Here is a 22,294-nt window from a genome sequence, read left to right as displayed (position 1 = left end):
GTCACCGGTAGAGGAAGTCCGACCAGCCACACATCGAGTCCGGCGACCAGGGCGACAGTGGTGTCCGCGTCCTCCCGGCGCTGCGCAGCTTCACGCGCGTCGTACACGGCGTCGCTGGCCCGTCCCCTTGTGGTACTGCGCGGCGAGCCAGCGGAAGGTGGCCGAGGGGCGGAAAGGGGTATCCGTCGCCGCGTCTTCGTCCACGAGCTCTGCGGGCAGCCCGCCGTACACCTCGGACGCAATCCAGCATGCCCAGTCCACCAGTTTGCGCGTCGCCCCCTGCGTCATACGCGACGCGGTCGAGCAACACCGTCCGGCATTGGTGGCATCCGTCCACGTTTGCGTAGAGCAGCTGGTCCAGCATGGCATCACCCACCCGGCCCGGGGCTCCTGGACTCCTGGCAGGTACGACTCGGTGGGCGGAACAAACTTCAGATGCCGGGCCGCCTCTTCATTGTGTGCATGGTCAGCGGTGATCACGGTCTCTTCCACGGCTCCCCGGCAGGCCCCGGCAGGCTCATTTCGTTCCGTCGATGGTTTGCGCCTTATCTGCAGCAGGGCGGTCAGTCGCGCCGGCAGGAGCTGGCATACGGTTCCAACGACTGACGCACCTCCCACCGAGCGGCTTCCAGGCAAGGGCCGGGACTACAGCAGCAGGCCCGGGCCACGCCGATCCGGACAAAAACACGGATGCCACGGATGCCACGGAAAGCCTGCCGACCAGATATCAGCTGCTGTCGCCACACGACGAGCGCCGCGCAGCCACCGGCCCGTACGCGAGATCCTCATCGAGATCGACGACGAAGCCGCCCCCGCTCCCGGGAGCGGGGGCACCGGCGTCCAGCACGCGCTCGCACCCGCCGACCCCGCTCCCGCGGCCATCCTCGGCCGAGTCCGGCAGCTCGCATCGCCACCCGCAGTCGTCCCGCGCAGTGGCTCGGCGGGGGAGCCGCCACCCGGCTGCGGTGGCGCCCTGGCCGTCGCCCGGCAGAGCCGTCTGCACCCACACGGCCCGCCCGGCGGGGCGATAGGGGACAATCGGCGCCATGGCCCCCACATCCACGACCGCTCCGGTCCCCAGCGCCGCCGAGATCCTGCGCGCGCGGTACACCAGGCGGCTGCCCACGCGCCTGGCGGACCTGACGGGCCCCGCGCACGGCACCGTCGATCTGCCGCTGCACGTGGTCTGGTCCGGCCGGCACTCCTTCGATGTCGACCGCCCCCGGGCCCGGATGGGCCTGTACCGGACAGTGCTGGCCGAGGGGCAGCGCGAGGACCTGACCGGCTTCCTCAACCGGGACCTGCTGATCAGCCAGTGGCCGGTGCTGCGAACCCTGATCAGCAGCCTGATCCGCGATGTATGGGAAGACGCCTTCCCCGAGCTGGCCACCACCCGGTCGACCGCTGCATGAACCTGAACGATCTGCACCGCCGGCTCCTGGCCGACGTCCTGGCCATCGGCACGCCCTACCCCCTGGTCATCACCGGCGGCTACGCCGTGAAGGCCCACGGCCTGGTCGACCGCCTCAGCCAAGACCTCGACGTCGCCACCGAAAACCCCGCCCCCATGGACGACATCATCCGCACGCTCAGCGAAGGCCTCACCAAGCGGGGCTGGGGCGTGCGGCAGATCGAGACCGACCCGCTCTCCGGCCGGCTCATCGTCACCGAACCGGACACCGGCGAGGAATGCGAGGTCGACGTCCTCAAAGAAGCGTTCTGGTCTCCGCCCACCAACACCGAGCACGGCCCGGTCCTCGCCCTCGACGACGTCATCGGCACCAAGGTCCGCGCCCTGGCCGACCGCGGCGCCGTCCGCGACCTCATCGACGTCCACGCCGCCTCCGAACACCGCACCACCGCCGACCTGGAAACCCTCGGCCGCCGCCATGCCCGCACCGAGTTCAGCCTCCGCAACCTCCGCGACCGCCTCACCGGCGCCGAGTGGTGGGACGACGAGGACTTCACCCACTACGGACTGACCAACGACGAGATCCACAACCTGCGCGCCTGGGCACTGCAGTGGTCCACCGACCTCGATGCCCGCCTGCACACCGAGCAGAGCGAGGGCGAAGAAGACCCGTACGACGACTAGACCGAACTCGACGGGCGGAGGGGCCCCGTACCACGGTCAGTCAGCGCTGCAGCGGTGATGGGCCAGGTCCGCGTCGCATCGGCCGCAGTCATGCGGTCGGCTGTTGCGCCGCAGCTCCCGGCTGACCGCCGAGGGCGCACGGCCGAGGCGACGGGCTATCTCCCGTATCGTCAGGCCGCGTTCGCGCAGTGAGGCAATCCGCCGCCGCTCGAGCAAGGACAGGTACCTGCCGGACCGGGAAGACTCGGGCAGGTAGTCCGGTGGCAAGCCGCCGTTCTCCGACCCAGCCGGGCGGTGCTGCGGGCGTAGGCGCTGGTGAAGCCCGGTATCTGTTCGGTGAATGTCTTCTGCTTGCGCTGAGCATTCGGGCAGATGAACCGGCGGACTTCCAGCACGATGTGGACTCGGCGAGTGGCCAGCAGGACGTCCTGCAGCTGCCGTCGGTAGTGATCGTGCACGCGGGACGACGGACAACCCCAGCTCGGACACCGGCCGCCATGGTCCCCGCCCAGGCCCGTATGACTGTCGCCGCCGAGCCGCACACCGCGAACTCCACGAACACCGCCACACCCGCGAGCAGCACGTCCTACCAGGAGAATTCACATCCATCCATGTCCAGGACGTCGCCCTGGTACGGCGCTCCAGCTCGCCCTTTCGGAAGTTGAGGGAGCGTCAGCGACAGAACCCGCTTAACAACGTCACAGCCACTGCCGGACCTGCGATGAGCGGTTCCCTTCGGCCTCGCCTGCATGATCTTCCCCCTCTGCTTGGTCGCCACGGGCGTGCTGATGTGGGCGAACTGGCTGCAGCGGTTCAAGAACTTCGGTGCATCGCTGGTGGTGTGCGGCATCGGCTGTCTCGCGTATTACCTGGGTCGCGGCCTGCTGCGCTTCATCCGCAAGGCCCGGACCGGGGGGAGCTGGCATCCTGCAGATCGGCACAGTGGCGCTGACCCCCGCGGTGGGCGGAGCAGCGCTGACCTTAAAGGTGCGCCGTACACCGTCAGCGGTGGCCACCTCGTACGGGATAGCGGAAGTGTCGCGCTTCTCCTTGCCCCTTCGGTCGATCGTTCGGTGATCCGTGAGAACAGCACAGTGCGTCTGTACCGGGCGAGTGTGGCTATCCGAGCAAAGACCGGACAGGCCGTCGTCACCAGCGACCGTGCCCGCGACACGACCGCGCCCCTTTCAGTTTTCCTGCCTGTGCGGACCGACGTACTATCCGTGCCTGCCGTCAGCTATCCCCGCTGACGACGAGCGAAATCCCCGAGAACCAGGTGGGCGTGGCCCCCCCCAAGCGGGCTCGGGGAAGTGGAGTACGCCCCCGCATCCCACTTCCCCAAAACCGCTCAGCGCGTGTCCGACAGCCCCTCCGGCCTCGACCCGCCTCCCGAAAGCCATGCCCTGCGCCCCATGCACCACACCCCCGTGGAGGAACCCCGTGTCCGTCCTCGACCACCTGCGCAGAACCCGCGGCACCATCTGTCTGCCGCGCAGCCTGCAGCGGGCCACCCGCGCCGCCGCCCTGCGCGGACTGATTCCCTGCCAGATCTGGCGCAGGCTGCACCCCACCGGTCTCTGGACCGTGCACGCACCCGATGGCAGCCCCTTCCAGTACGAGGCATCCGAGCGGGACCTCATGGCCCGCTGGGTCGTCTGGACCGACCTGCGCGACTGGGAGGAGACGACCCAGCCCGTCCTGTTCGACCTGGCCCGCCAGGCGCGTGGCTTCCTCGACGTGGGCGCGTTCTCCGGCATCTACACCCTGCTCGCCTGCCGGGCCAATGCGCAGCTCAGCGCCATCGCAGTGGAGCCCAACCCGGCGACCGTGCCGATGCTGCGGCGCAATCTGGCACTGAACGGCTTCGACGCGCGGGTCACAGTCGTCGAGAAGGCGCTGTCCGACCAGCCGGGGCGGGCCAGACTCGGCATCCCGTACGACACCACGGCCGCCTCCCTGAAAGCGGGCAAGAACGCCGCCGACGGCGTGGAGGTCGACATCACCACCGCCGACGCGATCGTGGGCGACCGCCCCATCGACCTGGTGAAGATCGACGTAGAGGGCCTGGAACCGGAGGTGCTGCGCGGCATGGCCCGCACCCTCAAGACGCACCGCCCGGCCATCGTCGCCGAGTGCCTGGATGCCCCAGCGCTCGACCGACTCCGGGCCACTGCCGCGGAGTTCGGCTATCGGACGGTGCGCCATCTGGGCCGGGGTGGGCCGGCTCCTGTGGACGCGGGGTTTACACCCCCCAACTACTACGCCAACTTCCTTTTCATGCCCGTGAGTTGAGGCCACCCTTCAGCCCCGCCAGACTCCCCGTCCGGGCCCCGGGGGGGCAGCGGGCCGGACTAAGCGATCTCGAGCATTGGGCTGTGGTTGGCGCATCATCGCTGCAGCCCGTCGAATGAGGGCACGGCCGACGGCGGTGCGGAGCCCCTCGGCGGCAGTGCAGGCGCAGACGGGCATGCCCGGGCATCTGCCCGAGCACCAGACGCATCCGATGCAGTTCAACTCCGGTGATGATGCAGTTCAACTCCGGTGATCTGGAAGTGAGGCAGACCAGATGCACTCCGATGGCGGACAGTTCCTCACGCCGTCCCTGGAAGATGCCGGCCTGGTGAATGGAGGCGCCGCCCATCACAATGGTGCAGGGCCAAGGACGCCTCCAGCCGAGTGGCGCCTGGAGAGCCGGTCCGCTCCGTCGGGCAGGCGGACGCCGCAGCACCGCCTTCTTGCGGAGGTGCTCGGGACCGTCATCCTCCCAGGCGGCCGCGAGGCGGGCGGCCTCGCCGAGGGCAAAGCGGCGGCGCCGGTCGGCGCAGGCCGGGTCGAGCACCGTAGTGACCGCGGCCGAAGGCCCGATAGACCCGGCACGAGAAAGCCAGTCGGGACGCGGGACCGACAGTTTCCTCTGCCCGGATGCCCAGCCGATGCCGGGCAGTGCCCGACAGACAGAAGGTGAGGATGCACCACGCCCCGGCCAAGGTGGCCTTGCCCGCGTAGCGGATCACCAGCAGCCGGCCTGTCAACACCGCCCGAGCCGACAGACCAGCAAGGCCGGGCCCGCCAGCAGATTCCTCATCGATCAAGACGAAGATACCGGAGCGGCCCAGCAGTGCAGCCAACTGGAACACTCCCGAGCCGGGGATCCGCGCAGGCACATCGCTCACCCGCCGCGGACAGCCACGCCATGCAGCAGCCCGGTATCCCGATGACGGGGCCCTCACCTGCCTCCCCCCAACAGCCAGGCCATCCCCTCTGACACCGGCCGGAAACACGAAGAACTGCCAGCGGCAAACCAGGCCGTCAAAGCGAGCACAGCCGCCGCAGCAACCACTGCCGGATCGATCCAGCGCCGCATCAACGACAACAATCCAAGAAACCCCCAGACACCGGGCATACAGCCACGACAACGAATCATCGGACCCGTCCTGCAAGACCCACGAGCCATGACGCCGTCCAACAGCGGACCCTGACAGCCAGGACAGAACAGAAAATCACCCCCACCCCCCAAACCAGCACAACAAAGACACCCTCGTGGTGGAGCGGCTGCTCGGGCTTGATCGGTGCGCCGTGCCTTGGGTGCTCCAAGGCACGAAACGCGTCCGTTCAGGACTGGTGCTCAATCAACCAGCCGATCAGCGCTCGGGCGGCACCGGAGAGAAGGCCACCGGCTACAGCACCAGCCAGCTTGAGCCGCTCGCGTCAAGCCATCCATGTGCGGGGCAAGTGGGCTCCTGGACCGTCAAGTTTGCTTGTGGGCAGCCGACTGGCTAGAGCTCCACAGCCAGGGTCCTCAGAAGGTCGACTCTGAGATACGACGAGTTCCAACGCCGCTACAGATTCAGGCAGTTCAGGTACCGGTTAGCAAGTTGCGCTGGACGACGGTGCGATGAGCCGCGACGGAACCAAGCCCCCAGCTCGCAGCAGGGCAGATCACAGGGAGCGGCACAGGGACATCCACAGCCATAGCCCGCCCGAATGGGGCACCGGGCCCCGGACCTCGTACAGTCCACGGCTTGTCGATTACGTGTAGTGCCTTAGCCCTCTGCACAGATGCCGATCTCGGATGACAGTCCGACCTCCGGATGACCAAGATGGGAGCAGAGTATGACGCAGTCGGCCTCCTGGAGCAGCCAGACTGGCATCAATAGAGGTCGCCCGACCGGGCCCACTCTAAGATCCCACCACCAGCAAGAGGAAAACGATGCAAGCGCAGCTCACACATCAGATAGCCCTTGCCCCTGTGGGCAACACCGTGATCGCCGCCGCAACAATTGCCGCGATCGCCGGCTGTCTCGTGTTGTTCTTCGGCGCTCTGCGCAGCATCGTCAAGTCTGACCTCACCGGAGGGATGAAGCTGCTCTGGGTCGTTTTCGCATTCATGGCCCCCTTCCTCGGGAGCCTGCTCTGGTTCCTCATCGGTCGCCGCGACGCCCAGCGTCGGCCAGGCATCGCCTGACACTCCGTGCGTGAGCGATGCGTGGGCGGACTGTGGAGCGTGAGCCATCACAGGCAGGACTGACCATCAAGCCGGATGATGCTGACCTGCGAGGACAGCACCACCCAGCATGAACCAGCACCCCCAAACAAGGATTCGATCCCTCGTAGGACCGAAGAAGACGCACAACCCGACGACCGGCTGGGCCAAAGCGCCGTTGATCACCATCCGGGCGGTCGTCGTCCTGGTCGCCGTGGGGCTGCTGGCAAGGGCCGCGTACGCGTGGGTGCGCTCGGCGCCCGCCCCACACAGCACGAGCGAGGTCTGGGTGATAGGCGTGTCCGCCAGCAGGCGGAGATAGTCCAGCTCGGGCGCGGCGATGCGCTGCACGTGGTCGATGACCAGCACGCCCGGGGCTTGGAACGCCTCCAGCAGCGCGCGGACGGGCCGCATCCGTGCGGGTTCGTCAACGAGGTGGCGGGCAAGCCGAACGCGATGGGCAACGCGGCCCGCAACTGCGGCAACACCGGTTTCACCGCCACCAGCGCGGTGCACCGAAATACGGCGCGGCAGCAGACACAGCGCCTGATGGACCGCGGCCGTCTCCCCGTGCCCGGCTTCCCCGTACACGCACACGTTCCCGCGCGCGGCGACCGTGTGGGCGATCGCCTCGGTGACTGCGCCAAGTTGCCGGGGGGGGGAGACCACATACGCGCCCGGCACGTACAGGCGCGCTCCCTCGACCAGTGGTGAAGCAGGGGTGATGGGGTTGGTGTCATCTTTGGCCTCGCCCCGCTTGGCGGCCACGGGGCGGGCCTGACCGACCTCGTTGATGGTGCCGGGCAGGGCCAACTCGGCCAACGCCCGATCATAAACCTCCGGGTCCCGGCGTGCGTAAGAGGGCCGGGAAACTTCCAGCGCCCAGCCGACACGCTGCTCCCGGCACACCGCATCATGCAGCGTCGTCAACGACGAAACCCAGGCAACACCCAGATCACAGCCCGCCGCGGCCTGCCCCGCATCCAGCGACGCAACGCCTTCACGTTCCCGCCCACACCCGACAGGCGGGGCTACAACCCGTCCATGAGCGTGACCCCAGCACGCCGCAGGGCGGTTCCACACAACCCAACTCCCGCGTGGCCGCCAGCCACCGCCACACCGTGCACAGCGACACCCCGACCGACTCGGCAGCAATCCTCACGTGCACCGTCTGAAGCGTCCCCGCCTGGTCCAGAACGAGAAGACGACGCACTGGCACCTGCCGAGACAGGGCACGCTCCCGCGAACGAGAAGCAGCAGTCGACCTATCCGACGACAACGACAGAGACGATAGCGGCGGCTGAGCACTCATAGCCGCCAGCAAACTCCCCTGCCCTGATCACAGGCACAGGAATGTTCATCCCTGCATCAGCCAATCACGCGTGTGCGAGGCCGAACTCGCAGACCATGACAGATTTAGTCACCCCACGACAGCTGAGATCCCTACCTCAGCACGGTAAACAGCGAGCTAAGCCGACCACTCACCGAACTCGATCCAGCTGCCACCCAACACGCTGACACCACCCAGGCACTCACAGTCAATACTAAAGATCAGCGAGGGAAAGCTTTACAGTGCAACAGCCCCTAGACGCTCTCACGCATTCAAAGGATCGATCACATGCGACGCTTAACGATCACCGCTAGTTTAACTACCGCCGCCTGCTCAGCATTCGCGCTTATGAGCCCTTCCGCAGCAGCCGCCCCCGAAAGCTCTGAGCCAGTAATCTGTACCGGAACGCAGGACGTTACCTACACGCCTGGGCTCACTATGAACGAGAAGCCCGTCACGGTGAAGGGAGACACCACTTTAAACTGCCCCACGGAGTCGCAAATCACTCCGGGTAAGATGTATTATGAAGTCCCGATTGTGCGGAGTTGCATCACCACCCCCGGAAAAGAGTTTGCTGGCTCCAAAACAATCACATGGAAGAACGGCGAAACGAGCACCTTCGCGTGGGATGAGGACAACATCACCACCATCCGCGTACTGGCTCAAACGTTCATCACCATTAATGGGACCGTGACCGACGGAGTCTTCAAAGGCCGCCACGCCAAACAAGCAATCGTCGAAACAGCTAACACCATTGACTGTCTTAAGCCAGCAGGAATGACTAAACCGCTACTGGTAGCAGAGACCCTCACCTTTACCTGATCCTACTTCACCCTGGAATACCCGCCGGGACAGGAGTGGACGGATGGCCTGAATGGGCGCGACTGATGCGCCGGTGGAGCATGGCGAGTAGCAAAGGACGCATCAGAAGTGGGCCGTGAAACATGACGCCAGGTAAAACGCGACCAGGTGCGACCTGGATGAGAGCCGCGGATAACCGGGGTCACAGACTGGCCCCCGGCCCACCACGAGCCAATGCTCATCGTCAAATCGATCCAGACCGGCATCGAAAGCGGGAAGTACGCCGGTCAAAACGTCAAGTACGTGATGACCTCCGTGAATCCCAACCCACTCGCCTGCCTTCACCGCCCGGCGTAGAGAACGCCAGCGGCCCCATCCAATTCAACATCCTGCCCTGATCTTGACAGCCATGCAGTGGGCCCGTTCGCAGCGCCCTTCGCTGCGCTCGGTTTGCCCTGTTTCCCAACAGGATGCGCGGTGCCTGTTCTTTGAGCCACCTGGCCGGCTGGGGCCTGCGGTACTGCTTCAGCGCACCCGGCCGATTGTGAGGCTTTCCTGCAGAGGCGGCGCAATCCTCGGCGACGTCCCGAGCACGCGGCCCGCTCCCCGGGGGGACGACTTCCCGATCGGGATGTGGGCCAAGAACCAGCGCGCAGCGGCCCGCAAGGCGCTGGAGAACACCCAGCGACGAGCGGGCCAGGAACCGCTTTCGGTGCCGGGGAGCTCTCACAGAGCTGCGTGGAGGCGTTGGAGGACGTCGATCCGGCGTGGTGACCGCAGTGGGAGATCAGTTGGCAGCGCGCCTGCCGGCTGGCTCACGCCCACGTCACGGCTCAACCATGCCCACTGTCGTACACCACGCCGTAAGCAGCATCACCGCGTGGCACTCGACGCCCGTGGTGAGCCGCGGCTGTCGCGCAGTGTCGGCGACGGTGAGCCTGAGCTGCTTGAGCTCATCCGGGGCGAGCTGTGGGAGATCATGCGGCGGTGCCACCGGACACGATCTCCCACAGTTTGTGCTCGGTCAGTGCGATACTCGTCGGCTGGGGCGAGGAGTAACGGGCCGCGCCAGCCAGCCGCTTCACGCGCTCCCAGCCGCGAACACGCACCAGGCGTTCTGTCAGGGGCAGTTGACCATCGAGTCGCCGGTGTCGCGGTTGCAGGAGTCGATGGCGAGACCGCCGTCGAGGCTGTCGTTGGCGTTGACGCCGTCGGTGGCGTTCAGGGTGTCGTTGCCCTCGTCGCCGCTCAGGGTGTCGTTGCCGCTTCCTCCGGCCAGGGTGTCGTTTCCGGTGTTCCCGTTGAGGGTGTCATGGCCCTCGTTCCCGTTGAGGGTGTCATGGCCGGCGTTGCCGTTGATGGTGTCGTTCCCTCCCAGCCCGGAGATGGTGTCGTTCCCGGGCCCACCGTTGATGGTGTCGTTGCCCGGAGTCGCTGCCGCGAGGCCGAAGACCCCGGTCTGGTCGTCGCCGACGAGATGATCCGCGCGGGGGCCGCCGTTGAGCTGGTCCTTGCCGCTGCCCCCGTAGAGAGTGGCGGGAACATCCAGATTCGGGGACACCGTGATGTCGTCGTCGGCGTCCTGACCGTTGACCTGCACGGCCATAGGGAGCGGGCACACCGCGGTGTTCTCCGACCGTATCTCGCAGGGGGCTACGGCGCGCACCTCGTCCGCGTTGTCCGACACGAGGACGACGCTGCCCTGACGGCGGATGGTGATGTCATTAGCCACTCCCTGATCTGCCGTGACGAGCAGGGTGCCGCCAGCCATCTCGACCACTGTGGCGCCCGCGAGGTGTCGGGGCTCGGCGGTGAGCTGGGCCGCTGAGGCGGAGGTGCCGAGCAGCATAGGGCAGAGGAGCGCTCCGACCGCAAGGGTCACGTAGATGCGTTGCGCTGTCATGGTGTGCGTCTCCTTCGTCGTGTCGCTGGCACTGCGGGCCTTTCTCCGCGCCGTTCGTGCTCGCCGGTCACGGGCACTCTGTGACGCTGTCGCCCAGGTCGGCCGTGCAGCTGTCGACCTCCGTGCCCCCCCGGACGTAGTCGTTGCCGCTGACCTCGTCGACGGCATTGATGCTGTCCCGGCCCGCATCCCCCTCCACGAAGTCGTTGCCGGTGCCGGCGACCACCTGGTCGTTGCCGGTGCCACCGCTCACCACGTCGTTTCCGGCACCTGCGTTGATGACGTCGGAGCTGGCCTGGCCCTCGATCGAGTCGTTGCCGGCGCCGCCGAAGATCCGGTCCGGGCTGCTGGCGCCGGTGAGCGTGTCGTTGCCGCCTCCACCGGAGAGGAAGTCGGAGCCTTCGTCGCCTTCCAGAGTGTCGTTGGCGCTGCCGCCCTGGAGGCTGTCGTCTCCCGCGGCACCGATGAGGGTTACCCCCGGACTCGCCAGGAAGGACGTGACGTTGTCGGCCTGGTCTCCGGCATTGACGACAACCTCAGTGAGGCTTCCGGCTCCCGGGCAGACGGCTTCTGTGGCGCTGATCGCAGTGCACCCACCGAAAGCCACGATGGTGTCACCGGTGTCCCTCACCCGGATCGTGTCACCGACCTGCCACACGGAGATGGTGTTGCCCAGGCCCACAGCGGCGGTGACAGTGACCGACGTGCCGTTCTTGCTCACCAGCGTGCCAGCCGCAGCGGAGCCGGGCAGTTGGGCACCCCGGGTCGCGCTCGCCGGGCCGGTGAGGCACAGCGTGACGCCAAACGCCACTGTCAGGAGTGCAATGGTGCGATGAAGTGCCTTGTCCATAACCTGCCTCCTGGATACCTCGCGGAATCGTTACTCGGCACGAAATGCTTTCGTGGTCCAGTGGTGACGTGGCGCATCGGCGCCACCCGCATACCTACAACAGTGTTTGCCGACTAGGCGCGTTGGGCCGTTCCATCGGGTCCGCGAAATCGTTACCTCGTCACCTGGTACAGGACAGCGCAATTTTTCCCGCCGGAAACGGCCTCTTACCGTGTGCACGCCTTCCCGGCTTTCATGGCGAAAGCACGGTGGTCCACAGCAGAGTTGGGCGGGCATTGTCAGAAACGTTGCCGCACATCGGGTGATGCCAGACGTCCTCCCGGCTGTCCGGCCTGAGTCTGCCGTGTGGAGACCTTATGGACGAGAGGGTTTAGCGCCATTGAAGGGATCGTCCGGCGAGTTTCTGACATACGGTTCAGGCGCCGACGGCAGGAGTCCTGCGAAAAGTGGGACGCGCATAGGATGGCGGAAACACCACCCATGGCTTCCGGAGTGGCGGCAAGTGCCGTTCCCCCACTGAATGCGAGGGACAGCGCACGCGACTAGAGGATGTCTGAGAAGCATCGCTCAGGGCAGAGTTCTTGCCGCTGTGCGGTGGTATGGCGGGAAGTCGTGCGGGAGCAGCCGCCACCCACAGCCTGGCCCGCACCCAGTACACAAGGGCATCGATGACCTCTCGGCGGAGGTGCTTCGGCAGCCTCTCCCCATCGGACAGATCGGTCGGATACACACGCCGGCTCCCGGCCATCTCGGGCCTCCACCAGCGCAGGAACTACCAACTCACCTGCCCTGACCACACCTCAACTCACACCCTCACTGGCGTCATTCATGGAGTCCACCGCGCGCCGGGCGACGAATTCCGGGTTGATCGCGGGCGCGGCCGGGCCCTCCTCGCCACCAGGCACCCACGTCGTGCCGACGCGGCCGGTTTCGGGACATGTCGTCTGAAAGACCGCTCCCTTGCCGCCCCGGCGCTTGCCGTCCTTCATCGCCAGGTCGTTCGCCGGCGGCTGAGGGGACGAGCTTTTTGTACGTGCACTCGGCTTCCCGGCCTCGATGTGGCACGCGCGCATATCAAGATCATCGCGAGAGCGTGTCGATCACGGCTCGGCGGGCACTTGGGGTGCATGAGTGGAACGAGCAGCAGAAACCCGGACCCGGACCCCCGCCGTACGCCGGGGCTTGAACCGGGAGGCGGTGTGCCGCCGGGCGAGACGCCTCCTGCAGAGGGGAGTACTCCGGGTGCGGGGCCGGAGGAGACGCACAACCCGACGACCGGCTGGGCCAAAGCGCCGTTGGTCATCATCCTGGCGGTCGTCGTCCTGGTCGCCGTGGGGCTGCTGGCGTTCGCACTGTCGTTGTGACCGTGCCGGCCGTCGCCCGGCCCACTGCCCCATTGACCCGGCGGGCGGTTTCAGGAGGCGGGGACGCCCGTTTGCACAGAGAGTGGAAAGGCAGGCGATCATCGTGCTTCGGGCAGGAGGCGCGTTCGCGGAGCAGCATCGCCGACTCGCGCGAGCCCTCTGTCGGGGCTGCACGATGGCCGCGCCGCGGTGTTCCGTACACCGCGTAGACATGGCCGAGGAGCGAATTCCCATGCCCCGGGATCCGTCCGCCAGCAGCCGCGAGCCACGCGCGCACGACGACAGCCCGCACACCGCTGCGTCCTTCCGTCACCTGGCCGGGCTGCCGCAGGGCCCGGAGCGGAACCTGTTGTGCGAGGAACTCGTCGCCGCCTGGCTGCCGATGGCACACCGCATCGCGCAGAAGTTCCGTAACCGGGGCGAGAGCCTGGAAGACCTGCGCCAGGTCGCCGCGATAGGTCTGGTCAAGGCCGTCAACCGCTACGACCCCCAGCGCGGCGCTTTCGAAAGCTACGCCGTACCCACCATCACCGGCGAGCTGCGCCGCCACTTCCGCGACCACACCTGGGACGTCCGCGTGCCGCGCCGCGTCCAGGAACTGCGCAACCAGGTCCGCCTGGCGCGCCGCGAGCTCACCCAGGCACCGGGCAGCCCGGAGCCGACCGTCGCGCAGCTGGCGGAACTCACCGGCCTGACCGCGAGGGAAGTCCACGACGCCATGGAAGTCATGGACGCCTATCAGTCACTGTCCCTTGATGCCGAGATGGCGACCTCGGGCGAGGACAGCCTGAGCTTCGCCGACACGCTAGGCGCGGCCGACCCCGGATTCGACCTGGTTCTCGATCGCGAGTCGGCAAAGGCGGGGCTGAGCCACCTGCCGGAGCGGGAGCGGACCATTTTGTACCTGCGCTTCTTCCGGGACATAACGCAAAGCGGCATCGCCGAGCAGCTCGGCCTGTCGCAGATGCACGTCTCCCGCCTCATCACCATGTCCTGCCGCCAGGTCCGTGCCGAGGCGATAAGAGTGGCCGGGTAGCCAAGGACACGGCAGCTCGCGCAGCCACACACATGAATCAGAACCGAAGAGAGGGTTGTCCCATGCCTGCTGGATCCAGCAAGAGACGTGAACGCCAGTACGAGCACATCAAGGAAAGCGCACAGGACCACGGAGCATCCACCAAGCGCGCGAAGGAAATCGCCTCCCGAACGGTCAACAAGGAACGCGCGCGAGCAGGCGAGTCCAAGGCCGCCAGCAAAACGTCGACGCGAGACAAGAAGTCCGCATCCCAGCGCGGCGGCGAACGCTCGCACAGCGGAGCCCAGGGAGGACCCACCCGCGATCAGCTGTACGAGGAGGCCAAGAAGAAGAACATCGAAGGCCGCTCGTCGATGAACAAGAGGGAACTCAAGCAGGCCCTCGGCCGCTGAGGGGTGAACGGTCTCCGCGCCTCCCGTAAAGACTTTGGCTAATCTCCAAGGCCGGACGAATCCAGGATTCAGGACTGACCTGGCACGCCATGCCTGCTCAGCATCGCTGTCTCGAAACGGGCTTCCTGCCTGAGCGTGCCACCCGCACAGTGGTCATGCCGCTCCGAGCAAGCGTCAGTGCTGCCACGGAGTGGGCAGGCCATCAGCCCCCCTCCAATCCCGGCCTGCGTCGGGCTCCGTCTGGGAGAGCTCCCTCCTCCCGCGGCGGAGCCCGACAGCCGAGCCCGAGCAAGCCCTTCCCCGTGCTAGCTAACGTCCTTCGATCTACGCACGTCGCAGCCTTCACATCTGTTCCTGGCGCATCACGTGCCCCGCGAGGGGTACCCCGGAGCCCATGAGAGTAAGCGTGCTGGATACGGGCTCCAACACGGTCCGGTTAGCTGTGTGCGACGTGCGGGACGGGGTGACGCTGCCGGTGCACACCGCGAAGTGGAAGCTACGTCTCTCCCAACAGGTCGGCAGCGATGGCCGCCTCGGGGAAGCGGCCACGGAGCGCCTGGTGAAGGCGTTGAGCGCGGCGACCGAGGTGGCGCGGCAGTGGGACGCGCCGGAGCCGCTGGCCTTCGCGACCGCCGTCATGCGCGACGCGCCCGACCGGGCGGACGTCCTGCGGGCGGTACACAACCGGACCGGCCTGCGCCTGCGCGTACTGCCGGGTGAGACGGAGGCCCGGCTGACTTTCCTGGCTGCCCGGCGCTGGATGGGCTGGCGCTCAGGCCCTCTGGCCCTCTTCGACATCGGCGGCGGCTCCCTCGAAGTGGCCTTCGGCCGCGGCAGGACGCCGGAGTACGCGGTCTCCCTGCCGCTCGGCGCCAACCGGCTGACCAACGAGTTCTTCGACTCGACGGACCCTCCACCGCCGTCCGCAGTGGCTGCCCTGCGCCGCAAGGCGCGCCACCAGTTGCGTGACGTCTCCACCCGCATCCGCTGGGAGAACCCGCACACCGCCGTCGGGACCTCACGGACGTTCCAGCAACTGGGCCGGCTGTGCGGCGCCGCTCCGGGACGACACGGCCCGGTCGTCGAGCGGGCCCTGCGCCGATGCGACCTGCGCCGAGCGATCGACCGTCTGGCCGTGCTGTCCGCCGCCGAGCGGGCCGAGCTGCCGGGCATCTCCGCCCCTCGGGCCCGGCAGAGCCTGGCCGGAGCGATCGTCGGGCACTCCACGATGAAACTGAGCGGCGTAAAGACACTGATGATCTGTCCGTGGGCCCTCCGCGAGGGCGTCCTCCTGCACTACCTGGAGGACGGGGCCGACTTGGAGCCACACGACGCCTCGACACAGGGCCCGGACGCAATGGCAGGCGGCTCACGGCTACTTCGCGCAGAGCCCTCGCCGGTGCCCTGAGGGACCCGCCGGCAGAACCGCTGCTCAGAGTCTTTTCATGTGATTGCCAGCGAGGCACGCGTGCCATAGCTGAGACCGGGCACGGGCGAAGGCAGGGCCTGGTGGCTGGCCGACCCCGTCGATGGCGACGCGAATCCTCCCATCGACGAGGGCCACGGAGCTGGGCCCCGGACCAGCGGTCAGGGACCCAGCAGAGGGCGGCCCTCAGCCACACGAACGATGGCCGTGGTGAGGTGGGCGGGTGCCTACAGGTCCAGAACCGCACGCAATGCCTGGTCCACGCGCGCCATCGCCTCGGGGTCGGCCTCGCCGCGCAGCTTGGCGCCGTCGAAACGCGCGGTGCGCAGCTGCACCAGATTCACGGCCACTGCGGTGCACGGCAGGGGGTCACCGATGACCACGGACATCGCGGTGTCGGGGTACCGGCCCGGGGCGTGCAGCACGAGCGCCACCACTGCGCCGTACGCCTCTTCGAGTCCTGTCAGAGAGACGACCAGGACGTCCCGGCCGTCGGGCAGAGTCCAGATCTCGCCGCGCCTCACAGGCTGTCTCCCTCGCCTGCCAGGTCCTCGCCCAGGCCGAGCCGGGCAAGCTGGTGCGCCGCGTCCAGCGTCGCGGCCCGCCGGGCCGCGCGCACCACGTAGGCGTTCACGCTCAGGCCTGCCCCGGCAGCAGCAGCGCGGATTGCGGGCGCGAGGTCATCCGGGACCCGCAGGGTCATCGTGGTAACAGACATGCCACCACAATAGACACCATGATGTGGGGGCATAAGGTGACGCCATGAAATCGGCCCGGTCCACCCAAACGGCACCCGCAGCCGGCGGGTACCGGCATTCGCCGCCGAAAGCCTCGTCAGGGACCTCGTTTCCCACGGTCAGGGACTCCTTAGCGAGCCCGCTACGTCGACTCGCCGTTCGCGGAACCGTCACGGTCACGGCTCCGCGAACGGCTGGCGGCCCACTCCTCCGCGAGCGCCCATGGAAGCCAGAGCCGCCCGTGCACGCGAGCGGAACGAGAGTCGGCTGCTCCGCGTGCTCCGCACCACGACACTGCCCCACCCGCTGATCCACGCGCAGCACAAGGCAGCCTGCGAGGCAGGCCGTTCGGTGGGGCCGCCGGGCCTCGCGGCACAAGGCCTAAGATCCTCGACGAGCAGACGGGACGGGCTTGAGTCTCCCGTCCCCGCAGCCTTAGGAGAACGCGGCGCAGACGGGCAGACAGCGCGCGACTGGCCGGCTAACGGTTGCCCATCCGCCGGATGCAGGAATCACTACAGGGCCGACGGATCAGGGCGGGCGATCCTTCGGACCGCAGGGCCTGCCCGGCATCAGCAACACGGGCGTCGGCTCCCGAAGGCGGAGCCAAGAAGACGCCTGCCCGGGTCAGGCTCCTCAGCTCCGACGTCCAGGTGACCGTTGAACGCTGCCCCACACGTCAAACACGGCCGGATGTGCTGGCGGGCCTGTGGCTCCGTGTACTCGGCCGACGTCTATGCCGAGGTCTCCCGGCAGGCCATTTCGACGGTCACCGACGGTGGAAATCTGCGGAAGATCCCCTTAGTAGGGTTCAGCCGCCAGCTCGTAGCACCCCTCGAGTACGACAACCCCGCAGGACGCCAGGGCGAAACGGTGCATTTCGGGTGCAGTGGCCAGGACGTCCCTCCAGAGCGCGCGGGCGCTCCGCTCAGCCTCGTCGGACGAAGGCGCGGTCAGGAAGAGTCCGAGCGCCGGACCCTCCCCAGCTTCGGGGTGCACGGTGATGTGTTCAAGACCTAGCCCCCTCCCGGCCCGTTGGAAGTGCGCCGCCAAAGACGCGACGGACGGCTGGACTGCGGTGGCGGTTTGCCGGAGCCGGGCCTGTACCAGGTACATGCCTCCAGGGTTGAGGCTTGGTTAACGCGTGCATAGAGGCTCGGCTTGGACGGTTTATGTCACTACATGAAGCGGCCACGGCAGTGTCGCCGTGTCTGGCTCGCGGGTTCCGCCCTGCCCTGTCGGTACGATAAGACGTGCTACGCCCGACTGTGCGCTGGGCGTTTGCCGGATCATTGTGCAAGGGGGTTCCAGTGTTAGAAACGCTGGGCCTGGACTCTTTATCCGAGCGATTATGTCGGGCGATGCTCGCCCACCCCGCCGAAGGGGTAGCCGAGTTGTCGTCACGCCTGGGAGTTCCGGAGCCGGAGCTGCGCACCGCCCTGGACCGGCTCAGCGAGCTGACGCTGGTGCGGGGTGGAAACAGCCGGGGTGCGGGGTTCCAGACGGTTAGCCCGGAGGTCGCGATGGAGCTGCTGCTCGCCCGGCAGCAGGCGGACCTCGTCGCCCAGCAGCAGCGGCTTGAGACGTCGCGGGCCGCGGCAGCCCAGCTGATCGCCGAGTGCTCCTTGTTCAGCGGTGCGCTGCCGGCGGCCGAATCGGAACGTCTGCTGGGAGAACGGGCGGTCCAGGAGCGACTGGCCCAACTCAGCGAGGCCGCGGAGTCGGAGGTGATGACCTTCGCTCCAGGTGGCGTGCGCATCGCGAGCGATGCGCACGCCAGGCGGGGTCCCGATGATGAGGCGCTGCTCGATCGCGGTGTGGAGATGCGCACCGTCTACCTCGACAGCATCCGCAACCACAAGCCCACCCTGGACTACGTGGCCTGGCTGCACAGCCGTGGCAGCCGGGTGCGTACCGCCCCGTCCTTGCCGATCCGCATGATCATCATCGATCAGCGGCTCGCGGTGCTACCGCTGGATACCAGCGATACCAGCGCTGGTGCGGTCGTCCTGACCGGGCCGGGCGTGGTGTCGGCGCTGTGCGCGCTCTTCGAGGGTGTATGGGTGGGCGCGATGCCTCTCGGGGGCATGCCCTCGTTAGACCGGCACGGCCTGGCGCCACGGGAGGCAGAGACGCTGCGCATGCTGGCCCAGGGCCTGACGGACGAGGCGATCGCCAAGCGGCTTGGGGTCTCCCCGCGCACTGCCCGGCGGGTGACCGCCACCCTGATGGACCGACTCGACGCCCGCAGTCGGTTTCAGGCCGGTGTGCACGCCGTGCAGGACGACTGGCTGCCGTCCGGTAGGTGAGATTGCAGGCAGCGGACCCGACCACTGACCTGCATTACTGATGGACGGAATATGTCAAGGCAGCTTTCGGCCATTGAATATCCCTTCCCGTACCCGTGCTACATCGCCGAGTGTGACGTTGTTGGCTGATCGATCAGCAGCCGAAAGCCACTCTGGAAATCCACCTTGAACCCCTTGCGCAACCGTTCGTCCGTCGTCAGGTTCGCTGTCCGCATCGCGCTGGCTGCCATACCCGCTCTCATCGCCGCGCTCTCGGCCGCTCCGCAAGCCCCCGGCCGACCTCACCCGGGGCGGCTGCCCCGGCGGGCGGTCCTCCAGCACAGGACCGGCACATCGCCCTTTCGGCTCTGTACTTGGGGACCGGAGCGGCAGCAATGAGAGGGAAGGGCGTGCCCAACGCGTTAGAGCAGCGTGTCTACGAGATCGCGTCATCGCCCACCGAGTGGACGGTGACCGAGGCGGCACAGCGTTTCGGCGCCACCGAGACAGCCGTGGAGGAAGCACTGTCACGGCTGGCCGCAGTCGGTCTGCTCCGCCTCGCACCGGCCACGGTCAGCGGGTACGCAGCGGTCGCACCGGAGGTCGCACTCACCCGGCTCTTCGCCCAGGAAGACCGTCAACTCGCCTGTCAGCAGGAACAGTTGGCACATACCCGGGAGGCGATCACCGCCGTCATGCGGGATTTCCTCGAGCTGCGGACGACCCGGCGCAGGACGCTCCAGGTCGAGGCACTGCGCACCGAGGAGCACGTGGCCGTCTTCCTGGACGGCGCGGCCAGCCTGGCCCAGCGGGAGGCTTGGTGGATGCATACCGGGGCTATACCTTCCGCCGGTGTGCTGGACGAGCTACTGCTGCGCCACCTCGGGATGCTCGGCGCAGGCATCGCGGTCCGCGCGCTGTTTCTGCACCGGCACGCGAACGCCCCGGCGATCGCGGGCCACCTGGAGGAGCTGGCCCACGCGGGGGCCGAGGTCCGGGTCACCACCCACCTCCCGCAGTCGATGCTCGTCGTCGACCAGGACCTCGCCCTGGTGCCCATCGACCCCGAGGACAGCACGCGCGGCGCCTGGGCGGTGCACGGCACTGAGCTGGTGCCCACTCTGCGCGCGATCCACGAACACTGCTGGACCCTGGCGACGCCCTTCGTCCGGGACACCGCCCCTGCGGCGCCCGCCACCCGTTCCTCCCCAGTGGAGGACGTACTCATCCGGCTGTTGGCCGAGGGCCTCAAGGACGACGCCATCGCCCGCCGTGTGGGGGTTTCTACCCGCACCCTGAGCAGGATGATCTCTGCTCTGCTGGAGCGACTCGGTGTGCAGACCCGCTTCCAGGCCGCCCTGGAACTGAGCCGCCGGGGCCGACTGCCGGAGTCCCTGATCGGCTCCGGCCGGGCCTGAACCGCCGTGCCGACCTCAGCCCCAGCCGACCTCTGGCTGCTCGACGTCGCTACCGTCACCGACTCCGTCGATACGGACATCCTCAGTACTGCCGAGCGCGAACGTGCCGCAGGCTTCGCCTACGAGCGCGACCGGGTCCGCTACCTGGTCGCCCACACAGCGTTGCGCCGCATCCTCGGCCGACGGCTGGCCGTAGCCCCCGCTGCTCTGTCCTTCGGCTGCGAGCCTTGCCCCCACTGCGCGGGACCGCACGGCCGCCCCCGCCTCGACGCCCCCGGCGGGCCGCATTTCTCCCTGTCGCACGGCGGCGACCTGGTCCTCATCGGTGTCGCCCCGGTGCCCATCGGCGTCGACGTCGAGCCTGTCCCCGAGCCGTCCACCGCGGCCGAGCTCACCGCCGTGATGCACCCCGCCGAGCAGGCCGATCTCGCGGCCGTTCCCCGGGAGCATCGGGCCTGGGAGTTCGTACAGCTCTGGACCCGGAAAGAGGCCTATCTGAAGGGCCTGGGCATCGGCCTGCGCCGCTCCCCCGCCGCGGATTACCTCGGTGTGACGGGACGCGCCGCCACTCCGTCCGGTTGGACAGTCACCGGTGTCCCGGCTGGGCCTGGACACGCCGCCGCCGTCGCCCTCGCCACCCCGGCGGCGGGGCGGGACGGCCGGTAGTGGCTGCACCACTGTCCGGGCAGGCGCCTCAACCCGGCGCGAGCGAGGGCGCCCCACGGACCCCCAACTCCCGTCGCAGCGCAGAGATGGCGGCCAGATGGCCGGACATGCCATGCACGCCCGGCCCCGGCGGGGTGGCGGCTGAGCAGAGATAGACCCGCCGAAGCGGTGTCCGGTACGGGTCCCAGCGGGGCGTCGGCCGGAACAGGGACTGCTTCAGCGTCATGGCTCCGGCAGCGATGTCACCACCGACGTAATTCGGGTTGTACTGCTCCAGCCGGGCCGCGCTGATCCCGCGGCGGGCCACCACGGTGTCGGCGAACCCGGGCGCGTACCGCTCGATACGGGCGGTCACCAGCTCCACCGGATCGGTGTCGTCGCCGTTGGGGACGTGGGCGTAGGCCCAGACCGGGCGCTGCCCGTCGGCCGCAGCGCGGGTCGGGTCCGCCGCGCACGGGTCGACCACCAGGACGAACGGTGCGGCGCCCCGGGAGCCTCTTGCCACCAGCGTCTCCTGCCGGAAGACCTCCCGTTGGGTGCCGCCGAGATGCACAGTCCCGGCCCGGCCGACCAGCGGTTCGGCCCAGGGGATCGGCTCGGAGACCAGGAAGTCGGCCTTCGCGGCGCCCGGCCCGTATCGGAAGGACCGCAGTCCTTTTCGGTAGCCGGCCGGCAGCAACCTGCCAGCAATGGCCAGGAACTCTTTCGGTCCGATGTCGAGCAGCACGATCCGCGCGTCCCGGAGCTCCCTGAGGTCGGTGACCCGCTGCCCCGTGAAGACCGCCCCGCCGTGCGCGGCCAGATCGGCGGCCATGGCCTCAGCGATGCGGATGCTCCCCCCGCGCGGCACCGGCCACCCGGTGCCGTGCGCGAGGTGGCCGAGCATCAGGGCGACCGCAGCCGAGGCGGGCGTGGGCATCGCGCCCACCACGTGGGCCGCGACTCCCGCGAGCAGTGCCCCCGCCTCGGCCCCGGCGAACTGCCGAGCGGCCAGCGAGGTGCCGTGCGCGAGGATCCGCCGAACGAGTAAGAACGGCACGGCCGGATCGTCCGGCAGGCTCCGTTGGCCCGAGAGCAGGAAGTCCACCAATCCGTGGCTGTGGTCAAGCAGCGGACGCATGAGTGCCTCCCACGCGCGCCCGTCCGGGCCAAGCCCCTCGCAGGTAGCCGCGAGGCTGCGAGGGGCGAGGGCAGCCCGGCCGCCATCGAGCGGGTGCGCGTAGCTGATCTCCGGGTGGAGCAGTTCGACACCGCGAGCGGCAAGGTCGAACCTCCGGAAGAACGATGAGGCGGCCGCCATCGGGTGCACGGCAGAGCAGATGTCGTGTACGACATCCGGACGGAACAGTGGCCTGGACCGCAGTCCGCCGCCCAGGTCGTCCGCCGCCTCGTACACCTCCACGGCGAGCCCCGCCCGGGCCATGGTGACTGCGGCGGCAAGGCCGTTGGGACCACTGCCCACCACGACAGCATCTGCTGCCACCGTGCCTCCTTTCCCCTGCTGC

General features: G+C 68.0%; 20 protein-coding genes and 3 pseudogenes. 13 read left to right on the top strand and 10 right to left on the bottom strand.

Annotated elements, in window-relative coordinates; translation table 11 throughout:
• The first annotated feature begins 1,046 nt into the window (after positions 1-1,046).
• Entirely contained in the window at positions 1,047-1,412 is a 366-nt protein-coding gene (locus AC0KTA_RS42005) for a hypothetical protein (RefSeq protein ID WP_481057194.1), read from the top strand.
• Positions 1,409-2,095 carry a nucleotidyl transferase AbiEii/AbiGii toxin family protein gene (locus AC0KTA_RS42000; protein ID WP_481057193.1) on the top strand — a complete coding sequence of 229 codons (687 nt, stop codon included), beginning with the start codon at positions 1,409-1,411 and terminating at the stop codon, positions 2,093-2,095. Before AC0KTA_RS42005 ends, AC0KTA_RS42000 begins: the two co-directional genes overlap by 4 nt.
• Positions 2,096-2,194: 99 nt before the next feature.
• Here the strand turns inward: AC0KTA_RS42000 and AC0KTA_RS41995 are convergent.
• Together AC0KTA_RS41995 and AC0KTA_RS41990 are read right to left on the bottom strand one after the other, a co-directional pair.
• Positions 2,195-2,368, bottom strand: a pseudogene (locus AC0KTA_RS41995) (helix-turn-helix domain-containing protein); the annotation flags it as partial.
• Between the two features lie 104 nt (positions 2,369-2,472).
• A pseudogene (locus tag AC0KTA_RS41990) lies at positions 2,473-2,637 on the bottom strand (transposase family protein); the annotation flags it as partial.
• 207 nt (positions 2,638-2,844) lie between these two features.
• Here AC0KTA_RS41990 and AC0KTA_RS41985 point away from each other — a divergent pair.
• From AC0KTA_RS41985 to AC0KTA_RS41975, 3 genes are all read left to right on the top strand, one after another.
• Entirely contained in the window at positions 2,845-3,345 is a 501-nt protein-coding gene (locus tag AC0KTA_RS41985) for a hypothetical protein (RefSeq protein ID WP_481057192.1), read from the top strand.
• A gap of 190 nt (positions 3,346-3,535) precedes the next feature.
• Positions 3,536-4,387, top strand: a complete 852-nt coding sequence (locus tag AC0KTA_RS41980) for an FkbM family methyltransferase (RefSeq protein WP_481057191.1) — start codon at positions 3,536-3,538, stop codon at positions 4,385-4,387.
• Positions 4,388-6,344: 1,957 nt separating this feature from the next.
• Positions 6,345-6,560: a PLD nuclease N-terminal domain-containing protein gene (locus tag AC0KTA_RS41975; RefSeq protein ID WP_481057190.1), complete on the top strand. Its 216-nt coding sequence runs from the start codon at positions 6,345-6,347 to the stop codon at positions 6,558-6,560.
• Positions 6,561-6,626: 66 nt separating this feature from the next.
• On the opposite strand, the gene AC0KTA_RS41970 is transcribed toward AC0KTA_RS41975, so the two are convergent.
• Positions 6,627-7,508, bottom strand: coding sequence for an ATP-binding protein (locus tag AC0KTA_RS41970; protein ID WP_481057189.1), 882 nt, complete (start codon positions 7,506-7,508; stop codon positions 6,627-6,629).
• An 838-nt stretch (positions 7,509-8,346) separates the two neighbouring features.
• Here AC0KTA_RS41970 and AC0KTA_RS41965 point away from each other — a divergent pair.
• Complete coding sequence (locus tag AC0KTA_RS41965; protein WP_481057188.1) at positions 8,347-8,730, top strand: hypothetical protein; 384 nt, start codon at positions 8,347-8,349, stop codon at positions 8,728-8,730.
• Between the two features lie 1,099 nt (positions 8,731-9,829).
• Here AC0KTA_RS41965 and AC0KTA_RS41960 read toward each other — a convergent pair.
• The 4 genes and pseudogenes from AC0KTA_RS41960 to AC0KTA_RS41945 form a co-directional block, all read right to left on the bottom strand.
• A complete protein-coding gene (locus AC0KTA_RS41960) occupies positions 9,830-10,612 on the bottom strand; it encodes a calcium-binding protein (protein WP_481057187.1) in 783 nt (260 codons plus the stop codon).
• 67 nt (positions 10,613-10,679) lie between these two features.
• Complete coding sequence (locus tag AC0KTA_RS41955; protein WP_481057186.1) at positions 10,680-11,462, bottom strand: calcium-binding protein; 783 nt, start codon at positions 11,460-11,462, stop codon at positions 10,680-10,682.
• 597 nt (positions 11,463-12,059) lie between these two features.
• Positions 12,060-12,210, bottom strand: a pseudogene (locus AC0KTA_RS41950) (transposase); the annotation flags it as partial.
• 52 nt (positions 12,211-12,262) lie between these two features.
• A complete protein-coding gene (locus tag AC0KTA_RS41945; RefSeq protein WP_481057185.1) occupies positions 12,263-12,451 on the bottom strand; it encodes a hypothetical protein in 189 nt (62 codons plus the stop codon).
• Positions 12,452-12,589: 138 nt separating this feature from the next.
• Here AC0KTA_RS41945 and AC0KTA_RS41940 point away from each other — a divergent pair, with 138 nt between their 5' ends.
• The 4 genes from AC0KTA_RS41940 (at position 12,590) to AC0KTA_RS41925 (ending at position 15,662) form a co-directional block, all read left to right on the top strand.
• Positions 12,590-12,826: a DUF6480 family protein gene (locus AC0KTA_RS41940; protein ID WP_481052445.1), complete on the top strand. Its 237-nt coding sequence runs from the start codon at positions 12,590-12,592 to the stop codon at positions 12,824-12,826.
• Positions 12,827-13,058: 232 nt separating this feature from the next.
• On the top strand, positions 13,059-13,862 hold the full coding sequence (locus AC0KTA_RS41935) for a SigB/SigF/SigG family RNA polymerase sigma factor (RefSeq protein WP_481057184.1): 804 nt from the start codon (positions 13,059-13,061) through the stop codon (positions 13,860-13,862).
• A gap of 62 nt (positions 13,863-13,924) precedes the next feature.
• Positions 13,925-14,254 carry a plasmid stabilization protein gene (locus AC0KTA_RS41930; protein WP_481057183.1) on the top strand — a complete coding sequence of 110 codons (330 nt, stop codon included), beginning with the start codon at positions 13,925-13,927 and terminating at the stop codon, positions 14,252-14,254.
• Positions 14,255-14,648: 394 nt separating this feature from the next.
• Positions 14,649-15,662 carry a Ppx/GppA family phosphatase gene (locus tag AC0KTA_RS41925; RefSeq protein ID WP_481057182.1) on the top strand — a complete coding sequence of 338 codons (1,014 nt, stop codon included), beginning with the start codon at positions 14,649-14,651 and terminating at the stop codon, positions 15,660-15,662.
• Between the two features lie 245 nt (positions 15,663-15,907).
• Here AC0KTA_RS41925 and AC0KTA_RS41920 read toward each other — a convergent pair whose 3' ends face one another.
• Positions 15,908-16,204, bottom strand: a complete 297-nt coding sequence (locus tag AC0KTA_RS41920) for a hypothetical protein (RefSeq protein WP_481057181.1) — start codon at positions 16,202-16,204, stop codon at positions 15,908-15,910.
• A complete protein-coding gene (locus AC0KTA_RS41915) occupies positions 16,201-16,398 on the bottom strand; it encodes a YlcI/YnfO family protein (protein ID WP_481057180.1) in 198 nt (65 codons plus the stop codon). Before AC0KTA_RS41915 ends, AC0KTA_RS41920 begins: the two co-directional genes overlap by 4 nt.
• 1,380 nt (positions 16,399-17,778) lie before the next feature.
• Between AC0KTA_RS41915 and AC0KTA_RS41910 the strand changes: the two genes are divergently transcribed.
• The 3 genes from AC0KTA_RS41910 (at position 17,779) to AC0KTA_RS41900 (ending at position 20,789) form a co-directional block, all read left to right on the top strand.
• Entirely contained in the window at positions 17,779-18,726 is a 948-nt protein-coding gene (locus tag AC0KTA_RS41910) for a LuxR C-terminal-related transcriptional regulator (protein WP_481057179.1), read from the top strand.
• Between the two features lie 389 nt (positions 18,727-19,115).
• Positions 19,116-20,123, top strand: coding sequence for a hypothetical protein (locus AC0KTA_RS41905; RefSeq protein ID WP_481057178.1), 1,008 nt, complete (start codon positions 19,116-19,118; stop codon positions 20,121-20,123).
• Positions 20,124-20,129: 6 nt separating this feature from the next.
• On the top strand, positions 20,130-20,789 hold the full coding sequence (locus tag AC0KTA_RS41900) for a 4'-phosphopantetheinyl transferase family protein (protein WP_481057177.1): 660 nt from the start codon (positions 20,130-20,132) through the stop codon (positions 20,787-20,789).
• Positions 20,790-20,817: 28 nt separating this feature from the next.
• Here AC0KTA_RS41900 and AC0KTA_RS41895 read toward each other — a convergent pair whose 3' ends face one another.
• Complete coding sequence (locus tag AC0KTA_RS41895) at positions 20,818-22,272, bottom strand: phytoene desaturase family protein (RefSeq protein ID WP_481057176.1); 1,455 nt, start codon at positions 22,270-22,272, stop codon at positions 20,818-20,820.
• Between the last annotated feature and the right edge of the window lie 22 nt (positions 22,273-22,294).

Source organism: Streptomyces sp. Y309 (genome assembly GCF_056712025.1).
The sequence above is the reverse complement of the archived record's forward strand: the minus strand, read 5'-3'. Positions and strand labels throughout refer to the sequence as shown.

Excerpts from the sequence above, each read along its gene's own strand:
- AC0KTA_RS42005 (WP_481057194.1), top strand. The coding sequence starts at position 1,047 with ATGGCCCCCACATCCACGACCGCTCCGGTCCCCAGCGCCGCCGAGATC.
- AC0KTA_RS42000 (WP_481057193.1), top strand. The coding sequence starts at position 1,409 with ATGAACCTGAACGATCTGCACCGCCGGCTCCTGGCCGACGTCCTGGCC.
- AC0KTA_RS41985 (WP_481057192.1), top strand. The coding sequence starts at position 2,845 with ATGATCTTCCCCCTCTGCTTGGTCGCCACGGGCGTGCTGATGTGGGCG.
- AC0KTA_RS41965 (WP_481057188.1), top strand. The coding sequence starts at position 8,347 with ATGAACGAGAAGCCCGTCACGGTGAAGGGAGACACCACTTTAAACTGC.
- AC0KTA_RS41960 (WP_481057187.1), bottom strand. The coding sequence starts at position 10,612 with ATGACAGCGCAACGCATCTACGTGACCCTTGCGGTCGGAGCGCTCCTC.
- AC0KTA_RS41955 (WP_481057186.1), bottom strand. The coding sequence starts at position 11,462 with ATGGACAAGGCACTTCATCGCACCATTGCACTCCTGACAGTGGCGTTT.
- AC0KTA_RS41945 (WP_481057185.1), bottom strand. The coding sequence starts at position 12,451 with ATGAAGGACGGCAAGCGCCGGGGCGGCAAGGGAGCGGTCTTTCAGACG.
- AC0KTA_RS41940 (WP_481052445.1), top strand. The coding sequence starts at position 12,590 with ATGAGTGGAACGAGCAGCAGAAACCCGGACCCGGACCCCCGCCGTACG.
- AC0KTA_RS41935 (WP_481057184.1), top strand. The coding sequence starts at position 13,059 with ATGCCCCGGGATCCGTCCGCCAGCAGCCGCGAGCCACGCGCGCACGAC.
- AC0KTA_RS41930 (WP_481057183.1), top strand. The coding sequence starts at position 13,925 with ATGCCTGCTGGATCCAGCAAGAGACGTGAACGCCAGTACGAGCACATC.
- AC0KTA_RS41925 (WP_481057182.1), top strand. The coding sequence starts at position 14,649 with ATGAGAGTAAGCGTGCTGGATACGGGCTCCAACACGGTCCGGTTAGCT.
- AC0KTA_RS41915 (WP_481057180.1), bottom strand. The coding sequence starts at position 16,398 with ATGTCTGTTACCACGATGACCCTGCGGGTCCCGGATGACCTCGCGCCC.
- AC0KTA_RS41910 (WP_481057179.1), top strand. The coding sequence starts at position 17,779 with ATGCTCGCCCACCCCGCCGAAGGGGTAGCCGAGTTGTCGTCACGCCTG.